The sequence below is a fragment of the Streptomyces sp. Je 1-4 4N24 genome, assembly GCF_026239515.1.
Classification (GTDB): domain Bacteria; phylum Actinomycetota; class Actinomycetes; order Streptomycetales; family Streptomycetaceae; genus Streptomyces; species Streptomyces nigrescens.
Genome location: NZ_CP110836.1, coordinates 7,617,990 through 7,636,510, shown reverse-complemented (window position 1 = coordinate 7,636,510; position 18,521 = coordinate 7,617,990). Strand labels below are relative to the sequence as shown.

The 18,521-nt window shown below is 71.6% G+C and carries 19 protein-coding genes; 6 read left to right on the top strand and 13 right to left on the bottom strand.

Features of this window, described 5'->3' with window-relative positions; genetic code table 11:
* Positions 1 to 47 precede the first annotated feature (47 nt).
* Together SLV14N_RS33420 and SLV14N_RS33415 are read right to left on the bottom strand one after the other, a co-directional pair.
* Positions 48 to 2,222, bottom strand: coding sequence for a protein kinase (locus SLV14N_RS33420; RefSeq protein WP_317633725.1), 2,175 nt, complete (start codon positions 2,220 to 2,222; stop codon positions 48 to 50).
* 164 nt (positions 2,223 to 2,386) lie between these two features.
* On the bottom strand, positions 2,387 to 3,340 hold the full coding sequence (locus SLV14N_RS33415) for an ROK family protein (RefSeq protein WP_208686097.1): 954 nt from the start codon (positions 3,338 to 3,340) through the stop codon (positions 2,387 to 2,389).
* A gap of 142 nt (positions 3,341 to 3,482) precedes the next feature.
* Between SLV14N_RS33415 and SLV14N_RS33410 the strand changes: the two genes are divergently transcribed.
* Positions 3,483 to 4,523: a LacI family DNA-binding transcriptional regulator gene (locus tag SLV14N_RS33410; RefSeq protein WP_208686095.1), complete on the top strand. Its 1,041-nt coding sequence runs from the start codon at positions 3,483 to 3,485 to the stop codon at positions 4,521 to 4,523.
* Positions 4,524 to 4,548: 25 nt separating this feature from the next.
* Here the strand turns inward: SLV14N_RS33410 and SLV14N_RS33405 are convergent, their stop codons facing one another.
* On the bottom strand, positions 4,549 to 4,770 hold the full coding sequence (locus tag SLV14N_RS33405) for a hypothetical protein (RefSeq protein ID WP_263272383.1): 222 nt from the start codon (positions 4,768 to 4,770) through the stop codon (positions 4,549 to 4,551).
* 44 nt (positions 4,771 to 4,814) lie between these two features.
* Between SLV14N_RS33405 and SLV14N_RS33400 the strand changes: the two genes are divergently transcribed.
* The gene (locus tag SLV14N_RS33400) at positions 4,815 to 5,540 is read left to right on the top strand and encodes a TetR/AcrR family transcriptional regulator (RefSeq protein ID WP_265874959.1); all 726 of its coding nucleotides are present in this window, start codon (positions 4,815 to 4,817) and stop codon (positions 5,538 to 5,540) included.
* 118 nt (positions 5,541 to 5,658) lie between these two features.
* Here SLV14N_RS33400 and SLV14N_RS33395 read toward each other — a convergent pair whose 3' ends face one another.
* Entirely contained in the window at positions 5,659 to 6,972 is a 1,314-nt protein-coding gene (locus SLV14N_RS33395; RefSeq protein ID WP_208686093.1) for an aldolase/citrate lyase family protein, read from the bottom strand.
* Between the two features lie 197 nt (positions 6,973 to 7,169).
* Here SLV14N_RS33395 and SLV14N_RS33390 point away from each other — a divergent pair, with 197 nt between their 5' ends.
* Entirely contained in the window at positions 7,170 to 7,688 is a 519-nt protein-coding gene (locus SLV14N_RS33390; RefSeq protein ID WP_263272380.1) for a DinB family protein, read from the top strand.
* 106 nt (positions 7,689 to 7,794) lie between these two features.
* Here SLV14N_RS33390 and SLV14N_RS33385 read toward each other — a convergent pair whose 3' ends face one another.
* From SLV14N_RS33385 to SLV14N_RS33370, 4 genes are all read right to left on the bottom strand, one after another.
* Positions 7,795 to 8,757 carry an electron transfer flavoprotein subunit alpha/FixB family protein gene (locus SLV14N_RS33385; protein ID WP_208686089.1) on the bottom strand — a complete coding sequence of 321 codons (963 nt, stop codon included), beginning with the start codon at positions 8,755 to 8,757 and terminating at the stop codon, positions 7,795 to 7,797.
* 51 nt (positions 8,758 to 8,808) lie between these two features.
* The gene (locus SLV14N_RS33380; protein ID WP_026169262.1) at positions 8,809 to 9,594 is read right to left on the bottom strand and encodes an electron transfer flavoprotein subunit beta/FixA family protein; all 786 of its coding nucleotides are present in this window, start codon (positions 9,592 to 9,594) and stop codon (positions 8,809 to 8,811) included.
* Positions 9,595 to 9,844: 250 nt separating this feature from the next.
* The gene (locus tag SLV14N_RS33375; protein ID WP_148589129.1) at positions 9,845 to 10,351 is read right to left on the bottom strand and encodes a flavin reductase family protein; all 507 of its coding nucleotides are present in this window, start codon (positions 10,349 to 10,351) and stop codon (positions 9,845 to 9,847) included.
* A 225-nt stretch (positions 10,352 to 10,576) separates the two neighbouring features.
* Positions 10,577 to 10,996 (bottom strand): thioredoxin family protein, encoded by a 420-nt coding sequence (locus tag SLV14N_RS33370; RefSeq protein ID WP_159489638.1) that lies wholly within the window; start codon positions 10,994 to 10,996, stop codon positions 10,577 to 10,579.
* An 80-nt stretch (positions 10,997 to 11,076) separates the two neighbouring features.
* On the opposite strand from SLV14N_RS33370, the gene SLV14N_RS33365 reads away from it, so the two are divergent.
* Both SLV14N_RS33365 and SLV14N_RS33360 read left to right on the top strand, forming a co-directional pair.
* Positions 11,077 to 11,487, top strand: coding sequence for a DUF4395 domain-containing protein (locus tag SLV14N_RS33365; RefSeq protein WP_263273350.1), 411 nt, complete (start codon positions 11,077 to 11,079; stop codon positions 11,485 to 11,487).
* A gap of 157 nt (positions 11,488 to 11,644) precedes the next feature.
* Positions 11,645 to 12,361 (top strand): 1-acyl-sn-glycerol-3-phosphate acyltransferase, encoded by a 717-nt coding sequence (locus tag SLV14N_RS33360; RefSeq protein ID WP_208686087.1) that lies wholly within the window; start codon positions 11,645 to 11,647, stop codon positions 12,359 to 12,361.
* A 21-nt stretch (positions 12,362 to 12,382) separates the two neighbouring features.
* On the opposite strand, the gene SLV14N_RS33355 is transcribed toward SLV14N_RS33360, so the two are convergent.
* From SLV14N_RS33355 to SLV14N_RS33335, 5 genes are all read right to left on the bottom strand, one after another.
* Positions 12,383 to 13,081, bottom strand: coding sequence for a B3/4 domain-containing protein (locus SLV14N_RS33355; RefSeq protein ID WP_208688213.1), 699 nt, complete (start codon positions 13,079 to 13,081; stop codon positions 12,383 to 12,385).
* 93 nt (positions 13,082 to 13,174) lie between these two features.
* Entirely contained in the window at positions 13,175 to 13,792 is a 618-nt protein-coding gene (locus SLV14N_RS33350; protein ID WP_208686085.1) for a transglutaminase domain-containing protein, read from the bottom strand.
* A 75-nt stretch (positions 13,793 to 13,867) separates the two neighbouring features.
* A complete protein-coding gene (locus SLV14N_RS33345) occupies positions 13,868 to 14,956 on the bottom strand; it encodes a low specificity L-threonine aldolase (RefSeq protein WP_263272377.1) in 1,089 nt (362 codons plus the stop codon).
* Complete coding sequence (locus SLV14N_RS33340; RefSeq protein WP_208688212.1) at positions 14,935 to 15,696, bottom strand: SDR family oxidoreductase; 762 nt, start codon at positions 15,694 to 15,696, stop codon at positions 14,935 to 14,937. The genes SLV14N_RS33345 and SLV14N_RS33340 overlap by 22 nt, the downstream gene beginning before the upstream one ends.
* Positions 15,697 to 15,755: 59 nt before the next feature.
* Positions 15,756 to 17,153 (bottom strand): DUF6421 family protein, encoded by a 1,398-nt coding sequence (locus SLV14N_RS33335; protein ID WP_208686081.1) that lies wholly within the window; start codon positions 17,151 to 17,153, stop codon positions 15,756 to 15,758.
* A gap of 553 nt (positions 17,154 to 17,706) precedes the next feature.
* Here SLV14N_RS33335 and SLV14N_RS33330 point away from each other — a divergent pair.
* Positions 17,707 to 18,390: a glycerophosphodiester phosphodiesterase family protein gene (locus SLV14N_RS33330; RefSeq protein WP_018087513.1), complete on the top strand. Its 684-nt coding sequence runs from the start codon at positions 17,707 to 17,709 to the stop codon at positions 18,388 to 18,390.
* Positions 18,391 to 18,521: the final 131 nt, after the last annotated feature.

Sequence of the window (18,521 nt, the reverse complement as noted above, 5' to 3'; positions counted from 1 at the left end):
GGGCGGGCCGTTCGGTCCGCCCGGCAGCCGAACCGTGTACCGGGCTTTCAGCAGGTGGGCAGCCCGGGGACCGGCTGGTCGTTCGCCCCGCCCTTGAGGTAGACGACGCTGATGTAGACACCGGAATTGCCGCTGTCGTCATCGGTCTTGGCCCACCAGACGTTCGTCCACTTCCCGTACGTCTCCCGGCGCCCCAGCTTCGTCTGGCAGTAGAAGTAGTTGGTGCCCGTGTTGAGGGTGCCGACCTGCTGGAAGGACTCGGTGTACGAGTTTGCGCTGCGCCATACGTCGCAGTTGGCCTTCCCGCCGCCGATCGACTCGCACGACGGCCCCTGTGTCGGTTCACCACCGCCACTGCCGCTGTCCCCACCGGACCCCCCGGACGCACCGTCCTGGCCACCGTCCGAGCCGCTGCCACCGTCGGTGCCGCCCTGGGTCCCCCCTGAGTCACCGTCCTGCCCACCCGGACTCCCGCCCGCGCCACCGGGCTTGGGGTCCTCGGTCCCGTCACCCTCCGACGGCCGGTCCGACGCGGACGGCGACGCGCTCTTCCCGCCGCCCTTGCCCTTGTCGTGGCCTTTGGCGTTGTCCTTGTCGCCTTCCTCGCCGCCGGCTTTGCCCCCGGCCTCGCCCCGGGTGTCCGGCCCGCCCGGTGTCCCGGCCGACGGGGCCGACTGCCGCCCGCGGTCCGCGACCGTCTCACTCGCCCCGCCGCCGACCAGCGCATACGTCAGCCCACCCCCTGCCGCGAGCACGGCGAGCACCGCCGCCACGGCCGGGAGCACACGACGGCGTCCCGGGGCGGGCACCCGTTCGGTGTCGCGTCCGGTGTCCCGCTCGGCGGAGCTCGCCGGGTACGGCCCGGGGGTGCCCGGTGGGGACGTGGGATGCCCGGCGGGGGCGGAGGGCGGCGTCGGTGCCGGTGCCGGTGCCGGTGCCGGTGCCGGTGCCGACAGTGGCGTGGGCTGGGTCGCCGGGGCGCCCTGAGCCCCCTGAGCCCCCGGTCCGGAAAGCCAACCGGCGGGCGGTGCACCCGCGTTGACCGGCCCCGTGGGTCCGGTGGCACCTGGACCGGTGGCGCCGGGACCGGTGGCACCCGCAGGACCGACAGCCGCACCGCCCGGCCCGCCCGCACCCGCCGTCGGACCGTGCTCCCCCGGCGCAGTCGGCGGGGCGGCCGCCCGGACATCGGTCACCGTGGGCGAATGCGACGCTCCGGGCGTCGGCAGCGGTGTGGGCTCGCGGCCCTCGGCCACCGCCGCCAGCAGGCTCCGGGCCTGGGCGGCGGAGGGCCGGTCGGCCGGGTTCTTGGCCATCAGGGCATGGAGTACGGGGGTGAGCGGCCCGGCCCGCCGGGGCTCGGGGAGCGCCTCGGTGACGATCGCGGTGAGCGTCGACCACACCGACGTACGGCGGAACGGGGCGCCGCCGCCCTCGACCGCCGCATACAGCGTCATACCGAGCGACCAGATGTCCGAGGCCGGGGTGGGGTCCTGGCCCTGCGCCCGCTCGGGCGGCAAGTAGTCGAGCGAGCCGACCAGTTCGCCGCTGCGGGTGAGGTGCGTGGTCGCGCCGTCGCCCGGGGCCTCGATGCTGGCGATGCCGAAGTCGGTGAGCACCACCCGGCCTCCCCCGGTGCCTGAACGGTCCGGGCGGTGCCCCCACCTGTCCAGCAGCACATTGCCGGGCTTCACATCGCGGTGCAGCACGCCCGCTTGGTGGGCGGCGTCCAGGGCATCCATCACCTCGGCGCCGATCCGGGCGATCTCCCGCGGATCGAGGGGGCCCTGCTGTTCCAGCGCATCGTCCAGCGAGGGACCGTCCACCAGCTCCATGACGATGACGGGCCGGCCGTCCTCTTCGATGACGTCATGGACGGTGATCACACCGGAGTGCCGGATACGGGCCGCGGCCCGCGCCTCGCGCTGCATCCGGGTGCGCAGATCGGCCAGCTCCGGAGCCGAGGCGTCGGTGTAGGCACGGAGGACCTTGACCGCGACCTCGCGCCCCAGCACCTCGTCGACGGCGCGGCAGACCACGCCCATGCCACCGCGCCCGATCCGGTCGGTCACGCGATAACGGCCGCCCAGCAGCCGCCCGGTCAGCTCCGCGTCCTTGCCGCGCCGTGGCCCGCTCGCGGCGGCGGCTCCGGGCACGCCGTGGCCCGCCCCGCCGTCGGCACTCCGCGCCGGCTCGCCGCCCGGCTCACCGGGGCCGCTCACACCGCTCGCCTCAGGCTCCCCGTCCGCCCCGCCCTGCGCGCGCTCCCCCGCTGTCACCGTCGCCGATCCCCTCGCTGCCCGTACCCCTGCTGACCATCGCGCGCGTCACGGTGGACGGCGCGATGGGCACCACACTAAGGGGCGCACGGGGGCCCGTGGTGCGTTCAGGGCGCGGGGACAAAGGCATCGAGACGGGACTGTTGTGCGGCGGCCGCGGCGCCCACCACCCCTGCGTCCGTGCCCATTTGGGCGGGTACGACCGTCAGGCCCGACACGAACGACAGCGTCGCGTAGTCCCGCAGCGCCGCACGCAAGGGACCGAAGAGGACCTCCCCCGCACCCGCGACTCCCCCGCCGATGACCGCGATATCGATCTCGACGAGCGTGGCGGTGGCGGCAATGCCGGCGGCCAGCGCCCGGGCCGCTCGCTCGAAGGAGCGCAGGGCGACCGGGTCACCGGCGTGTGCCGCGGCGGCGACGGCGGCCGCGCTGGTGTCGCCGCCGGGGCCCGGCTGCCAGCCGTTGGCCAGCGCCCGGCGGGCGATGTTGGGACCACTGGCGATCCGCTCGACACAGCCGCGGGACCCGCAGGGGCAGGGGTCGCCCTCGACATCGACGCTGATGTGACCGATGTGTCCGGCGTTGCCCGTGGGTCCCGGGTGCAGCCGGCCGTTGAGGACGAGCCCGCCGCCGACGCCGGTGGACACCACCATGCACAGGGCGTTGGCGTGGCCTCGTGCGGCGCCCTGCCAGTGCTCGGCCGCGGTCATCGCGACGCCGTCGCCGACCAGCACCACGGGGCGCTCCCCGACGAGTGCCCGCACTCCGGCGACGAGCGGGAAGTCGCGCCAGCCGGGGATGTTGACCGGGCTCACGGTGCCGGTGACGGCGTCCACGGGGCCCGCGCTGCCGATTCCGACGGCCGCCACCCGCGCCCAGTCCGGCCCCGCCGCCAGCTCGCCGACCACCTCGGCCACCGCGCGCATCACCGTCGCCCCGTCCTTGTCGGCGGGGGTGGGCCGGGCGGCCCGTACGACCAGTCTGCCGTGGGTGTCCACCAGAGCGCCGGCGATCTTGGTGCCGCCAATGTCCAAGGCTGCGCTGAGGTCCGTCTGCATCGGTGTGGAATCTCCTGGTGGGCCCGGGGGCCGAGCGTACCGGCCCGGCGTGAGAACGCCAGTCTCCCTTTGATTGACAACGTTGTCTAGAGGCTATGCTCGACGCCACACGCCGATGCCGACAGAATCAGGACCGCACACCGTGACCGACACCGCGCGGGGCACGTCCCGCCGCTATGGCACCCGGCCCACGATGAAGGATGTCGCGGCGCGCGCCGGGGTCGGCCTCAAGACGGTCTCCCGTGTGGTCAACGGCGAACCGGGGGTCACCCCGGACACCGAACGACGCGTCCAGGAGGCCATCACGGCCCTGGGATTCCGCCGTAACGACTCCGCCCGGATCCTGCGCAAAGGTCGCACGGCCAGCATCGGCCTGGTGCTGGAGGATCTCGCCGACCCCTTCTACGGACCACTCAACCGCGCCGTGGAGGAAGTCGCCCGCAGTCACGGTGCGCTGCTGATCAACGGCTCCAGCGCCGAGGACCCGGAGCGGGAACAGGAGTTGGTGCTGGCCCTGTGCGCCCGGCGGGTGGACGGCCTGGTCATCATCCCGGCCGCGGACGACCACCGGTATCTGGAACCGGAGATCGCGGCCGGGATAGCCACGGTCTTCGTCGACCGCCCGGCCGGACGTATCGACGCCGATGTCGTCCTCTCCGACAGCTTCGGCGGCGCACAGGACGCGGTCGCCCATCTCATCGCGCACGGCCACCGCCGGATCGGCTTCATCGGCGACCAGCCCAGGATCCACACCGCCCATGAGCGGCTGCGCGGCTACCGTACGGCAATGGCCGCCGCCGGTCTGCCCGTTGACGAGTCGTGGGTCTCCCTCGGCCCGACCGCACCGGAGCGGGTACGGTCCGCCGCCACCGCCATGCTGGACGGCCCGCGCCCGGTGACCGCGCTCTTCGCGGGCAACAACCGCGTCACGGTGACGGCGGTCCGGGTGCTCGCCGAACGCCCGCGCCCGGTCGCCCTCGTCGGCTTCGACGACTTCGAACTCGCCGATCTGGTCGACCCCGCCATCACCGTCGTCGCCCAGGACGCCGCACGACTGGGCCGTACGGCGACGAATCTGCTCTTCCGCCGGCTCGACGGCGCCGATGACGCACCCCGCCGGATGGAGATCCCCACCCGGCTGATCCCCCGCGGCTCCGGCGAGATCCCCCCTTCGGAGAGCTGAACTCCCCACCACCGCGGGCCCGGTGTCACCCGTCGTCGCGCCGAGGAGGACCGCCGCGGCCGGCCTTCTTCCAGATGAGCGCCATCCCGAGCCCGAGCACGATCAGCGCGACGAGTACGAGGGCGACCTTGATCGCCTGGTCGACCAGAAGATGGTGGAGGAGGCCGGCGCCGTCACCTTCCTCGCTGCCACCCCGGGCGAGGACGTGAGCCAGGCCGTTGCCCGTCAGCGGCACGCCACCGGTCATCGCCCCGCACCCCGCTCCCGCTGCCCGCGCCCGTCGTCGTCCAGGTGACGGGCCGCGGCCCGGATCGCCGCCCCGGCCACCGCTCCGACGCCCCGGGGCCCGCCGCGGCTCCGCGCGGCACCCCGGTCGTCCAGCCAGCGGCTCGCGGCACGCGCGGCGGGTGCCGCATACCGCCGCGCCTCGCCGAGTTTGCCCCCGCGCCGGAGCATCAGCGCCACCGCGAAGACCATGCGTCCCTGCGCGCCGTCGCCGACGAGGCGCGGCTCAACATCGGTTCGGTCCGGCACTACTTCGCCGGCCAGGAAGAGCTGATGCGCTTTGCGATGCGGTCGATGCTCGACCGGGTCGGCGACCGGCTGCAGCGCCGGATCGACGAGCTGGGTGATCTGGACGGACTCCCCGGGCCCCGGATCCGCCGGTTCGCGGTGGAGCTGCTCTCCGAGCTGCTGCCCCTGGACGACAGCCGGCGCGCCGAGGTCACCGTTCTCGTCGACTTCTCCACGGCCGCCCGGACCGATCCCACGCTCGACGGCCTCGCCCACGAGACCGCCGTCGCCACCCGCGCCCTGGTGCGCCGCATCCTCACCCGTCTCGGCTCGGCGGGCGGGCTGCGGCCGGGGCTGTGCGTCGAGACCGAGACCGAGCGGCTGACGTCCCTTCTGGACGGCCTCGCCTTCACCGCCGTACTGCGTCCCGAAGTGCTGGACGCCCCGACCTGCGCCACGGTCCTGCGCGCCCACCTCGACGACCTCGGGCCGACTGACGGCTGACGCACGAGGCCCCCGCCGGATCGGCGGGGGCCTCGTCGGGCACTGCGGGCCCATAAGCGGTTGCGGCGGTCAACTCACTGCCACATGCGAGGAGTTGTACCGGTTTCTGCTGTCGCCCTCAGGCGCCCGTGGCCGTCGGGCGCCCCGCGAGGGCGTCCAGCTCGGCGCGGGTGAGCCCGGTCAGACGGGCGACCTCGGCGGTGTCCACGGCGCCGCAGTCCAGACCGCGCAGCAGATAGCCGCTGAGCGCCTTGGCGGTGGCGGGCTCGTCCATGACGTCCCCGCCGGCCTTGGCCACATACGCCGCGAGCCGGGCCGCGGCCTGCTCCAGGCCTCCGCGGTAGAAGGCGTAGACCGCCGCGTAGCGGGTGGGCAGATGGGCGGGGTGCATGTCCCAGCCCTGGTAGTAGGCGCGGGCCAACGAGCGGCTGACGAGGCCGTGATGGAGCCGCCAGGCCTCGTGGACCCGGTCGGTCGTGCCGACGGGCAGGACATTGGTCGAGCCGTCGGAGAGCCGTACGCCGGTGCCGGCCGCCGCGACCTGCATCACGGCCTTGGCGTGGTCGGCCACCGGGTGGTCGAGGGACTGGTGGGCGGCGCTGACGCCGCAGGAGGCGCTGTAGTCGAAGGTGCCGTAGTGCAGGGACGTGGCGCGGCCCTCGGCCGCCTCGATCATGCGGGCGACGGTGGCCCGGCCGTCGGCGCCCAGGATCGACTGGGTGGTCTCGATCTGGATCTCGAAGCCGATCCGGCCGCTCTCCAGGCCGTGCGCCTTCTCGAAGGCCTCCAGCAACCGGACCATGGCGGTGACCTGCTCGGCGTAGGTCACCTTGGGGAGCGTGAGGACAAGTCCGCCGGGCAGACCGCCGGCCTCCATCAGGCCGGTGAGGAAGATGTCGAGGGTGCGGATGCCACGGTCACGGACGGCGGCCTCCATGCACTTCATCCGGATGCCCATATAGGGGGCCACGGTGCCTCCCCCAGCCTCCGGCCGGGAGGTGCCCCCACCGTACGCGGCGGCGACCAGGGCGGCGGCGCGGGCCGCGGCCGCGTCCTCCTCGGCGTCCGGGCGGGGGCCGTAGCCGTCCTCGAAGTCGATGCGCAGATCCTCGATGGGCTCACGGACCAGCTTGGCGCGGACCCGGTCATGAACGTCGGCGGCGAGCGCGTCGGGGAGGCCGAGGACTGCGGCGAGCGCACCGGCGTCGGGGGCGTGCGCGTCGAGGGCGGCGAGCGCCTGGTCACCCCAGGAACGCAGGGTGTCGGCGGCGAAGGCGTCGCCGGGGACATAGACCGTATGGACCGGCTGGCGGGTGCCGGGGTCGCCCGGGTAGCGCCGCGCCAGATCCGCGTCCACCTGGGCGAGAGCGGCGCCGATGCCCTCGCGTACGGTGTCCGCGAGGCTCGTCGCCACGGTCTCCTGCTGCCCCATTCGCTGCCCCTCCCGGTGCTTACGCCCGACCATCGAGCGTATTCCGCTTAACGGAATCAACAATCCGTATAGCGAAGTTAACGGGGTCATTCGGCGAGGTCAACACCCCTCGCCCGGGGCGACGCAGGTCACGGGCGTACGGCCGCCACCCGAAAACCCCGTGGCGCACCGGGGCCGGCACCACCAGACTCACCCGCATGACTTGGATCGCACCCTCCATCGAGCGCAGAGAACTCCCGACCGTGGCCGGCGAACGGGAGATGCTGCAGGGCTGGCTCGACTTCCATCGCGACACCCTGCTCGCCAAATGCACCGGGCTCACCGCCGACCAGCTCATACAGGCGAGCAGCGCACCGTCCACCCTCACGCTGCTCGGCCTCGTGCGCCACATGACCGATGTCGAACGGACCTGGTTCCGCAGGCGCTTCCTCGGTGAACGGGTCGGCGACCACTACTTCACCGAAGCCGACCCCGACGCCGATTTCGACGACCTCGACCCCTCCGCCGCCGAGGCGCACTTCGCCGCCTTCCGCGCCGAGATCGAGGCCTGCGACAAGGCCGTGGCGGACAGCGGGCTGGACGAGACCTTCCGCACTTCCCGGGGCCGCACGCTGAGCCTGCGCTGGATCTACGTCCACATGATCGAGGAGTATGCGCGCCACAACGGCCATGCGGATCTGCTCCGCGAGCAGATCGACGGCACGACGGGCGCCTAGGGAATGACGCGCGCCGCTCCTGCGGCCGCGGCAGCACGAGGCCCCGTACGCACGCTGCGTACGGGGCCTCGTTGCATGCACCGAAGGGACCGGCACCTCGACGGGCTCAGCCCTTGCGGGTCTTGACCTCGTCGGTGAGGGCCGGGACGACCTCGAAGAGGTCGCCGACCACGCCGTAGTCGACCAGGTCGAAGATGGGTGCCTCTTCGTCCTTGTTGATGGCGACGATCGTCTTCGAGGTCTGCATACCGGCGCGGTGCTGGATCGCACCGGAGATACCCGCCGCGATGTACAGCTGCGGCGAGACCGACTTACCGGTCTGGCCAACCTGGTTGGTGTGCGGGTACCAGCCGGCGTCCACCGCGGCACGCGAGGCGCCGACGGCCGCACCGAGCGAGTCGGCGAGCGCCTCGATGACCGGGAAGTTCTCGGCGCCGTTGACGCCGCGGCCACCGGAGACCACGATCGCGGCCTCGGTCAGGTCCGGGCGGCCGGTCGACTCACGCGGGGTGCGCGAGACGATCTTGGTGCCCTTGGAGGAGTCGGCGACGGTCACCGCGAGCTGCTCGACCGTGCCGGCGGCCGGGGCGGCCTCCGGGGCCGCGGAGTTGGGCTTGACGGTGATGACCGGGGTGCCCTTGGAGACGCGGGACTTGGTGGTGTACGAGGCCGCGAAGACGGACTGGGTGGCCACCGGGCCCTCGTCGCCGGCCTCCAGGTCGACGGCGTCGGTGATGATGCCGGAACCGATGCGGACCGCGAGGCGGGCACCGATCTCCTTGCCCTCCGCGGAGGACGGCAGCAGCACGGCGGCCGGCGAGACCGCGTCGTAGGCGGCCTGCAGCGCGTCGACCTTGGGAGCGACGAGGTACTCGGCGAACTCCGGGGCGTCGGCGGCCAGGACCTTGACCGCGCCGTGCTCCGCGAGGACCTTCGAGGCCTCCTCGGCGTTGGGGCCGAGGTGCACCGCTACCGGCTCGCCGATGCGGCGGGCGAGGGTGAGCAGTTCGAGGGTGGGCTTGCGGACGGCGCCGTCCACGTGGTCGACGTAGACAAGAACTTCAGCCATGGGATTGCTCTCCTGCGGGAAGAATGAGGGCGGTGGGAAGGACTACGCGGCTCAGATGAACTTCTGGCCCGCGAGGAACTCGGCCAGCTGCTTGCCGCCCTCGCCCTCGTCCTTGACGATCGTGCCCGCCGTGCGGGCCGGACGCTCGGCGGCGTCCTCGACCTTGGTCCAGGCGCCCTCGAGGCCGACCTCGTCCGCCTCGATCTCCAGGTCCTCCAGGTCCAGGGACTCCACCGGCTTCTTCTTGGCGGCCATGATGCCCTTGAAGGAGGGGTAACGCGCCTCACCCGACTGGTCGGTGACGGACACGACGGCCGGCAGCGCGGCCTCCAGCTGCTCGCTGGCGGTGTCGCCGTCCCGGCGGCCGGTGACCTTGCCGTCGGCGACGGACACCTCGGAGAGCTGGGTGACCTGAGGGATGTTCAGCCGCTCGGCGAGCAGCGCGGGCAGCACACCCATCGTGCCGTCGGTGGAGGCCATACCGCAGACGACGAGGTCGTAGCCGGTCTTCTCGATGGCCTTGGCGAGCACGAGGGAGGTGCCGAGCGCGTCGGTGCCGTGCAGGTCGTCGTCCTCGACGTGGACGGCCTTGTCGGCGCCCATCGACAGCGCCTTGCGCAGCGCGTCGTTGGCGTCCTCGGGACCGACGGTGAGGACCGTGATCTCCGCGTCGTCGGCCGCTTCCTTGATCTGCAGGGCCTGCTCGACGGCGTACTCGTCGAGCTCCGAGAGCAGACCGTCCACATCGTCACGGTCGACGGTCAGGTCCTCGGCGAAGTGCCGGTCGCCGGTGGCGTCGGGCACGTACTTCACACAGACAACGATCCTCAAGCTCACGCCGACTCTCCTACCTGCTTCGTCTCTTCAGAACTGCCTTGTGCTGGCAGCATAGGCGCCTGTTGGGGCGGCTCCCGGTCGGATCCGGTTCCCCACGCCGACCGTCATATTACTCGCCAGTACATCCAGTCTCGTGCCCCGAATCAAGGCCGCCGAAATGTGACGTTGCCAACGGCCATGAACGGGCGAAGAGGAAGCCGCGCCGGAACCCGAGCGTGTCGCCGGACCCGGCAGGTCCGACGACTGCCCGTCAGTCCCGCAGCGCGTTGAAGCGGCCCTGGTGATAGAGGAGCGGACGGCCGGGCCCCGCGGGGTCGCCAACGACCGGCTGCGCGAGCACGAGGCAGTGGTCGCCGGCCGGCACCCGCGCCACGACCTTGCACACCATCCAGGCCAGAACGCCGTCCAGGAGGGGCACCCCCTCGGGGCCGGTGTACCAGGAGGTGGCGGGGCCGAAGCGGTCGGCGCCGCTGCGCGCGAAGGTGGCGGCCAGCTCCTGCTGGTGCTCGCCGAGTATGTGGACGCCGATGTGCTCGGCCTCCGAGACGGCCGGCCAGCTGGAGGAGCCGGTGCCCACACCGAACGAGAGCAGCGGCGGATCGGCGGCGACGGAGGTGAGGGAGGTGGCGGTGAAGCCCGCGGGGCGGGAACCGGGAGCGGTGATCACCGCGACGCCGGCGGCGTGCTGCCGGAAGACCGAGCGCAGGAGCTCGGGAGAGGCGGTGCGGGGCGTGCCGAGGCCGGGCAGGGCCGTCATGGAGTTGTCCTTCTGCTGTCGAGTACGAGCCCGGGCAAAGCCGCCGACGGCCGTGGGGCGGCCGTCGGCACTGATGTCGTCGCTGCTCACATGCCCGGACAGCGGGCGCTGGCAGTCCGCAGAAGGTCGACGTGGGCGCGTCCGTAGAGAAGGGTTCCTGGCCGCATCACGTCAGAGTGACGATTCGTGACCCACAGCGTCAAGGGGCGCCCGCCATCTGGGAGATCAATCACGGACGGCCGCGCCCAGCGCCGCGATGACATCCGCCTTCCGGGGCTGTCCGGAGGCGCGGCGCACGATCGCGCCCTGTGCGTCGAGCACCAGCACCGTGGGGGTCCGCAGCACGTTGAGCTGGCGTACGAGGTCCAGATGGTCCTCCGCGTCGATCTCGACATGGGCCACCCCCTCGACCATGCCGGCGACCTCGGTGAGGGTGCGCCGGGTGGCCCGGCAGGGCTGACAGAAGGCGCTGGAGAACTGCAGCAGGGTGGCCCGCTCCCCCAGCGCCGCGCCGATCTCGGCGGCGCCCAGCCGCGCCGTGTCGTCCCGCTCCCGCACCGTCAGCCTCCCATTGCGGCGTCGGTGCCATACGCCGAAGGCGCTCGCCGCCGCGAGCACCGCGATGCACACCATGAGTCCAGTCATCGAGGGATGCAGCGTTCACGGGACCGCAAAGATTCCCGGGGCGTATCCGGCCCGGTCCGCGGAAGGGTGAGGGCATGCCTATCGACAGGATTGACGTACGGGGCCCCAGGTTCGGCGCGGCGCTGACCACCGTCGTGCTGGCGGCCGTGCTGATCACCGGAAGCGGTCCGCTGCTGGCCTTCCAGGCGCTGGTCTTCGCCGTCGGAGCGGTGGCTGGTGTGCCGCGGTCGCCCTATGCCTGGCTGTTCAAGGTGGCGGTGCGCCCACGGCTGTCCCCGCCGACGGAGTTCGAGGACGCCGCCCCGCCGCGCTTCGCCCAGAGCGTGGGGCTGTTCTTCGCGGTGCTCGGACTGGCGGGCTACTTCGTGGGGCCGCAGTGGCTGGGGCTCGCGGCCACCGGCTGCGCGCTCGCGGCGGCCTTCCTCAATGCCGTGTTCGGGTACTGCCTGGGGTGCGAGATGTACCTTCTGCTGCGGAGAACGACCGGCTGAACGGGGGCCACGTGAGAAGAATCTCCCGGCCCTGGCGGCCGACGCGCTGGCCGCCACGGCCGACATCGGGCACGATCTCCCGAAAGCCGCAGTTACGACTGCGTAGGTTTCCGCCGGGAGAACCCTCCCCAGGCGTGGAAAAGGGGTCCTCCGGACAATGGCAGAGCTCGTCTATCCGCCGGTGATCGGCGCCGCCCGCACGCTCTTCAAGGCGCTCGATCTGAAATTCGACATCGCCGGGACGGACCACATTCCGCGCCGCGGCGGGGCGGTTCTGGTGAGCAATCACATCGGGTACCTGGACTTCGTCTTCGCCGGGCTGACGGCGCGGCCGGCCAAGCGGCTGGTGCGCTTCATGGCGAAGGAATCGGTCTTCCGGCACAAGATGTCGGGTCCGCTGATGCGCGCGATGAAGCACATCCCCGTGGACCGCGGCCAGGGGATGCATGCCTACAAGCACGCGCTGTCCGCACTGCGTTCGGGTGAAATCATCGGGGTCTTCCCCGAGGCGACGATCTCCGAGTCCTTCACCCTGAAGACCTTCAAGTCGGGTGCGGCGCGGCTGGCCCAGGAGGCCGGGGTACCGCTGCTGCCGGTGGCGCTGTGGGGCACCCAGCGGCTGTGGACCAAGGGCCACAAGCGCGATCTGGGCCGGAACCACTTCCCGATAACGATCCGGGTGGGCGAGCCGATCGAGGCCGACCCGGCCGAGCAGGCCGAGAAGATCACCGACCGGCTGCGGTCCCGGGTGCAGGACCTGCTGGAGGCGGCCCAGCGCGCCTATCCCGTACGCCCCAAGGACCCCGAGGACACCTGGTGGATCCCGGCGCACCTGGGCGGCACCGCCCCCGCGGCGCCCGGGAGCCCCGCGTAAGGACGCCGGGACCGGCCCGGATCAGCTGGAGCGGATCTCACCGATCTCGATCCGGGCGTCCGGGCAGGCCCGGTGCAGGGCCTCGGCCAGCTCGGTGCCCGCGGCCGTCAGTTCGTCGAGCGTCATGGGAGCCATCCGCTCCAGCAGGAAGAGGGCGCTGACCGAGTCCTCGGTGAGACGGGTGCGGACGCCCTGCCGCCAGTTCCAGCGGCGGCAGGTGACGCCCTCGTCGTCGCACCAGACCACCTCGCCCGCGTCGGGGTACTCGACGATCTCGGCACCCCCGGCCGCCGTCGCGAACGGCTCCTCGCCGGTGGCCCGGACGAGCCGCATACCGCCCTGGATGCGGTCCAGGTCCTCACCGCCCACGGGGATGAGATGGGCGACGCTGATCGCGTTGTAAAGATCGACGAGGCGGTTGATGCGCGGCAGACCGCCGTCCGCGAGCGCCCGCCTGGCCAGCGCCTCGGCGGAGTTGCGGGTGCGCGAGGGCTTGCTGCCGAAGGCGGTGTACGCGGCGCGCCAGGCGGCGAGGTGCGGATCGTCCTGCGGGGCACGTCCACCGAGGCGTTCGGCCAGCCGGCGGGTGGCGTCCTCCAGGAGCGCCGCGCCGGCCTCGTCGCTGGGCCCGTTGGTCAGGCCGTGCGCTTCCACGGCGAGACAGGCGAAGCCGGGCGCCAGGGCGCGCACCTCGTCGGAGATATGCAGGGCGCAGGTCATGTCGGAGACATACAGGTCACGGGCGATGTCGGAGACATGCAGATCACCGGCGATGTCGGAGACCTGCGAAGAGCTGGGCATCAGGGCCGTTCCTCAGAGATCGGTGGGGAGCGTCTGCCAGAGGTGAGGCCGGTCGACGGCCTCCCGGAGGCATTGGAGCACGGCCGGGTGCGGTTCAGCAAATAGCACCGGATAGTCCAGTTCATTGCACTCCGGTCGCACGGTGAAGGCGAGCTGCTCGCGGTCGAGGCGGAACTGTGCGTCGACGCCGGGCTTGTTGCCCCGCGGATCCTGCCGGACCCAGCGGTCCTCGCCGGGCAGCTTGACGGCCACCAGACCGTGGACGACCTCGAATTTCTGGTAGCAGAGCGCGGTGGGGATGCCTTCCGCCCGCAGCAGGGCCGCGAGCGCATGCGCCTTGGCGTAACAGATGCCGGTGCGCTGCGCGAGGACGTCCGAGGCGCGCCAGGTGACCCTCCCCCACCCTTCGGCCGGGGGGACCCCCATCTCGCTGCGCTCGTCACCGGCGTCCTGGCTGTGCGGGATGGTGTCGCGGACGAATTCGAAGGCGGCTTTGGCGTATGCGTATGCACCGTGGGCGTCGGCGGAGAGGGCGGCCGCGGTGGCCCGGACGCGTGGATGCTCGTGGTCGATGACCTCATCGGCAGCCAAGTAGGCAGAGATTTCCGGGGTGTTCTGAATCAGCTCCATACCCGGGGAGCGTAGCGAGGCGCCCGGCCGGGAGTCAATGACTTTCCGACCGGACGCATAGCTATGCAGTACTGCCTAGCGGCCCATCTCCTCGCGGAGTGCGGCGAGGAAGCCGTCGACATCCTCCTCCGCGGTGTCGAAGGCGCACATCCAGCGCACGACACCGGCCGACTCGTCCCAGAAGTAGAAGCGGTAGCGCTTCTGGAGCCGCTCGCTGACGTCGTGCGGCAGCCGCGCGAACACCCCGTTGGCCTGCACGGGGTAGAGGATCTCCACCCCGCCGATCTCCCGCACCCCGTCCGCCAGCCGCTGCGCCATGGTGTTGGCGTGCCGGGCGTTGCGCAGCCACAGGTCCTTGGCCAGCAGTGCCTCCAACTGGACGGAGACGAAGCGCATCTTGGAGGCCAGCTGCATGGACAGCTTCCGCAGATGCTTCATCGCCCGCACCCGGTCGGGGTTGAGCACGACCACGGCCTCGCCGAAGACCGCACCGTTCTTCGTGCCGCCGAAGGAGAGGATGTCGACGCCCACGGCGTTGGTGAAGGCCCGCATCGGGACATCGAGCGTCGCCGCGGCGTTGGCTATCCGCGAGCCGTCCAGATGCACCACCATGCCGCGCTCATGGGCGTGTTCGCAGATCGCCCGGATCTCGTCGGGCGTGTAGACCGTGCCGAGCTCCGTGCTCTGGGTGATCGAGACGACCTGCGGCATGGCACGGTGCTCGTCGTCCCAGCCGTACGCCTGGCGGTCGATCAGCTCAGGGGTGAGCTTGCCGTCCTCGGTCGGCACGGTGAGCAGCTTGAGCCCGCCGACCCGCTCGGGCGCACCGCACTCATCGACGTGGATGTGCGCGGACTCGGCAGCGATCACCGCACCCCAGCGGTCGGTGACGGCCTGCAGGGCGACGACATTGGCGCCGGTGCCGTTGAACACCGGGAACGCCTCGGCGCGCTGCCCGAAGTGGCTGCGGAAGACACGCTGGAGGTGCGCGGTGTAGTCGTCCTCGCCGTAGGCGACCTGGTGACCGCCGTTGGCAAGGGCGAGCGCGGCGAGCACCTCGGGGTGGGCGCCCGCGTAGTTGTCGCTGGCGAAGCCGCGTATCTCGGGATCGTGGTGCTGCCGGGCGTCGGTCTTCGCACCGGTCACGGCTCGGGGGTCAGCCACAGACGCTGTCCATTCACTTCCTGGGCGGGCCGGCTCCAGACCCCGGCGATGGCCTCGGCCAGCTCCGTGACATCCGTGAAGCCCGCGAACTTTGCGTTCGGTCGCTCGGCGCGCATCTGGTCGTTGACGAGCGCCTTCACGATCAGGATGGCAGCAGCGGCGCGCGGCCCCTGCTCACCCCCCGCCTTGCGGAAACCGTCCGCCATGGCCAGCGTCCAGGCCTCGGCCGCGGCCTTGGAGGCGGCGTAGGCGGCGTTGCCCCCGGTGGGCTTGCCGGCGCCGGCCGCGCTGGTGAGGAGAAAACGGCCGTTGCCGCTGCGCTCCAGGGCCTCATAGAACGCGAGGGAGGTGTGCTGGACGGTGCGGACCAGCAGCTTGTGCAGCATGTCCCAGTCGGTCAGGTCGGTCTCCGCGAAGGTCGAGGAACCGCGCCAGCCGCCGACGAGGTGCACCAGGCCGTCGATCCGGCCGAATTCCTTCTCCGTACGGTCCGCCCATTCACGGGCCTGGTCCAGGTCGAGGAGGTCGACGGTGTCCCCTATCACCGTGGCGCCTCCATGGGCGTAGCGCGCCGCGTCCACGGCCTCCGCCAGGCGCTCGGGATTGGAGTCCGAGCCGACCACCACCGCACCCGCTTCGGCCAGACGCAGCAGGGTCGCCCGGCCGGCCGGTCCGGCCGCTCCCGCCACCGCGATGACCGCACCCTCCAGCGGCCCCTGTCCGCCCGTCGAAGTAACCATCTTCGTCGCCTCCTCGTCCTGCTGCTGGACGGCCTCCGGCCGGGTGTTCCGCTCGGTCTTCATGCCGCCGCCAATGCGTCGCTGTGGGCCGTGATGCCCTTGGTAGAGGCGATCACAGCGCGCAGCTTCTTGGCGAGCGCTTCGTAGAACATGCTCAGCGGGAATTCGTCGGGGAGCACGTCGTCCACGAGTTTGCGCGGCGGCTGGTCCAGGTCGAGGGCCTCGGGCCCCTTGGCCCAGACCGAGCCAGGGTGCGGTGCGAGGTAGGTCGAGACGAGGTCGTACGCAGCGAGCCAGTGGACCAGCTTGGGCCGGTCGATGCCGTCGCGGTAGAGCTTTTCGATCTCCCCGCACAGCTGGTTGGTGACCTTGGGCGCCCGCTCCCAGTCGATGTGGAGTGTGTTGTCCGTCCAGCGTACGACGTCGTGCTGGTGCAGGTACGCGAAGAGCAGCTGGCCGCCCAGGCCGTCGTAGTTGCGGACGCGGTCGCCGCTGACCGGGAACCGGAACATCCGGTCGAAGATCACTGCGAACTGCACATCGCGCGCCTGGGAGTACCCCTCGGCCTCCAGCTTCACGGCCTCCTTGAAGGCGGTGAGGTCACAGCGCAGCTCCTCCAGGCCGTACATCCAGAACGGCTGGCGCTGCTTGATCATGAACGGGTCGAAGGGCAGGTCACCGTGGCTGTGGGTGCGGTCGTGCACCATGTCCCACAGCACGAACGCCTGCTGGCAGCGCTCCTGGTCGTCGAGCATCTCGCGGAGGTCCTGCGGGACTTCGAGGCCGAGCGTTTCCATGGCGGCCTCGCTGACCCGGCGGAAGCGGGCGGCCTCGCGGTCACAGAAGATCCCGCCCCAGCTGAACCGCGCGGGGGCCTCGCGCACCGCGATGGTCTCCGGGAAGAGCACGGCGGAGTGGGTGTCGTACCCGGCTGTGAAGTCGTCGAAGGTGATGCCGCAGAAGAGGGGGTTGTCGTAGCGGGTGCGCTCCAGCTCGGCGAGCCAGTCCGGCCAGACCATGCGCAGGACGACGGCCTCGAAGTTGCGGTCCGGGTTGCCGTTCTGGGTGTACATGGGGAACAGGACGAGGTGCTGGAGGCCGTCGGCGCGCTGCTGGGCGGGCTGGAAGGCGAGCAGCGAGTCCAGGAAGTCCGGCACGCCGAAGCCGCCGTCGGCCCAGCGGCGCAGGTCGGCGGCGAGCGCCTCGTGGTAGGCGGCGTCGTGCGGCAGCAGCGGGGCGAGCTCGCCGACGGCCGCTATCACGCGGTCGACCTCGGCGCGGACGGCGTCGGCGGTCGGTGCGCCCTCCGCCGCCAGGTCGATCGAACCGTCCTTGGACTGCCACGGGCGGATGGTCTCGACCGCGTCCTTGAGCACGGGCCACGCCGGGTGCGCGACCACACTCTCTGCGGTCGTGGTGGCCCCCCGGACACCCACAGGCGAAAGAATTTCCGTCATGACTGCCCTCCGGCGGTAGATCGTGTTGTCAGCCCACGGTAACCAGCCGAGGATCGCCCGCTCAAGTGGGTCCGGTGAAAATATTTCTGCCGACACCCCGCACTCACGCAGATTTTTCCTGTGTGTGACGGCTTGGACGGCACTTCCTACCCGTGACGCCCAGGCTTCCGACGCTTCTTTCAGGGCCTGTTGACGGGGAAAGGGCACCTGTCCGCCCCCTCGGGTGCCGCCGTCCGAGCGCCGCGGCAGCCCCCGCCCACAGCCGTATGGCATATGCCACACTCGCTCCCCGGCATCGCCGCTGCCCGTAGTGGCCGGGTCCCGGCGGGCCCGTCAGCGCGGTGAGGACTCGCCCACGCGAGGGTGAGGCGGTCTGGATCCCGGAGATGGCGGGTACCCGTACTGGACACACCGCGGCCCCGTCCGGCACCCCTTTTTCCGCCGTACGGGCCCGTTAGGCTGTGCGCCATTTCGTCACGCCGTTGCCGAGAGTCGACGGTCGACACTGGGACTGAGCCGACAGCAGCACCGAGCCGACAGAAGCGAGGCAGCCTTGTCCTTTCTCACCATCGGACACCGCGGGATGATGGGCGTCGAGCCGGAGAACACCCTGCGCTCCTTCGTGCGCGCCGAGCACGAGGGCCTCGATGTCATCGAACTGGATCTGCATCTGAGCAAGGACGGCGCGCTCGTGGTGATGCACGACGCGGATGTGGACCGGACCACCGACGGCGCCGGTCCGATCGCCGAGCGCACCCTCGCCGAACTGCGCGAACTCGATGCCGGTCAGGGTGAGCGGATCCCCGTCTTCGAGGAGGTCCTGGAGGCGGTCAAGGGGCCGCTGCAGGCCGAGATCAAGGACGTGGCGGCCGCGCAGGCGCTGGCCGAGGTGATGCGCTCGCGCGATCTGGTCGGCCGGGTCGATGTGATCTCCTTCCACGACGAGGCGCTGGCCGCGATCCGGACCCTGCTGCCCGGCGTCCGTACCGCGCTGGTCGGCAGCCGCTACGGCGCCGATGTCGTCGACCGGGCACTGGCCGTCGGCGCGACGATGCTCTCGCTGAACATCCGCCGGCTCACTCTGGAACTGGTCGAGCGGGCCCATGCCGCGCAGCTGAAGGTCGTCGCCTGGACGGTCAACACCCACGACCAGCTCCGTCTCGCCCGCGGGCTCGGGCTGGACGGTGTGGTGACCGACCAGCCAGAGATCCGCCGGGCGGTCCGCTTCACGGCGTAGGACGGCGGGCACGGCGCCGAGCCGGGCGGGGCGTACGCGTCCCCCGGGCCCCGCCCCGGCACACGGAGAAATCCGCAGTTCACAGCCGTGCAATGTGCTTCCAGCATGCGGACGTTTCCCCCGGCGATCTC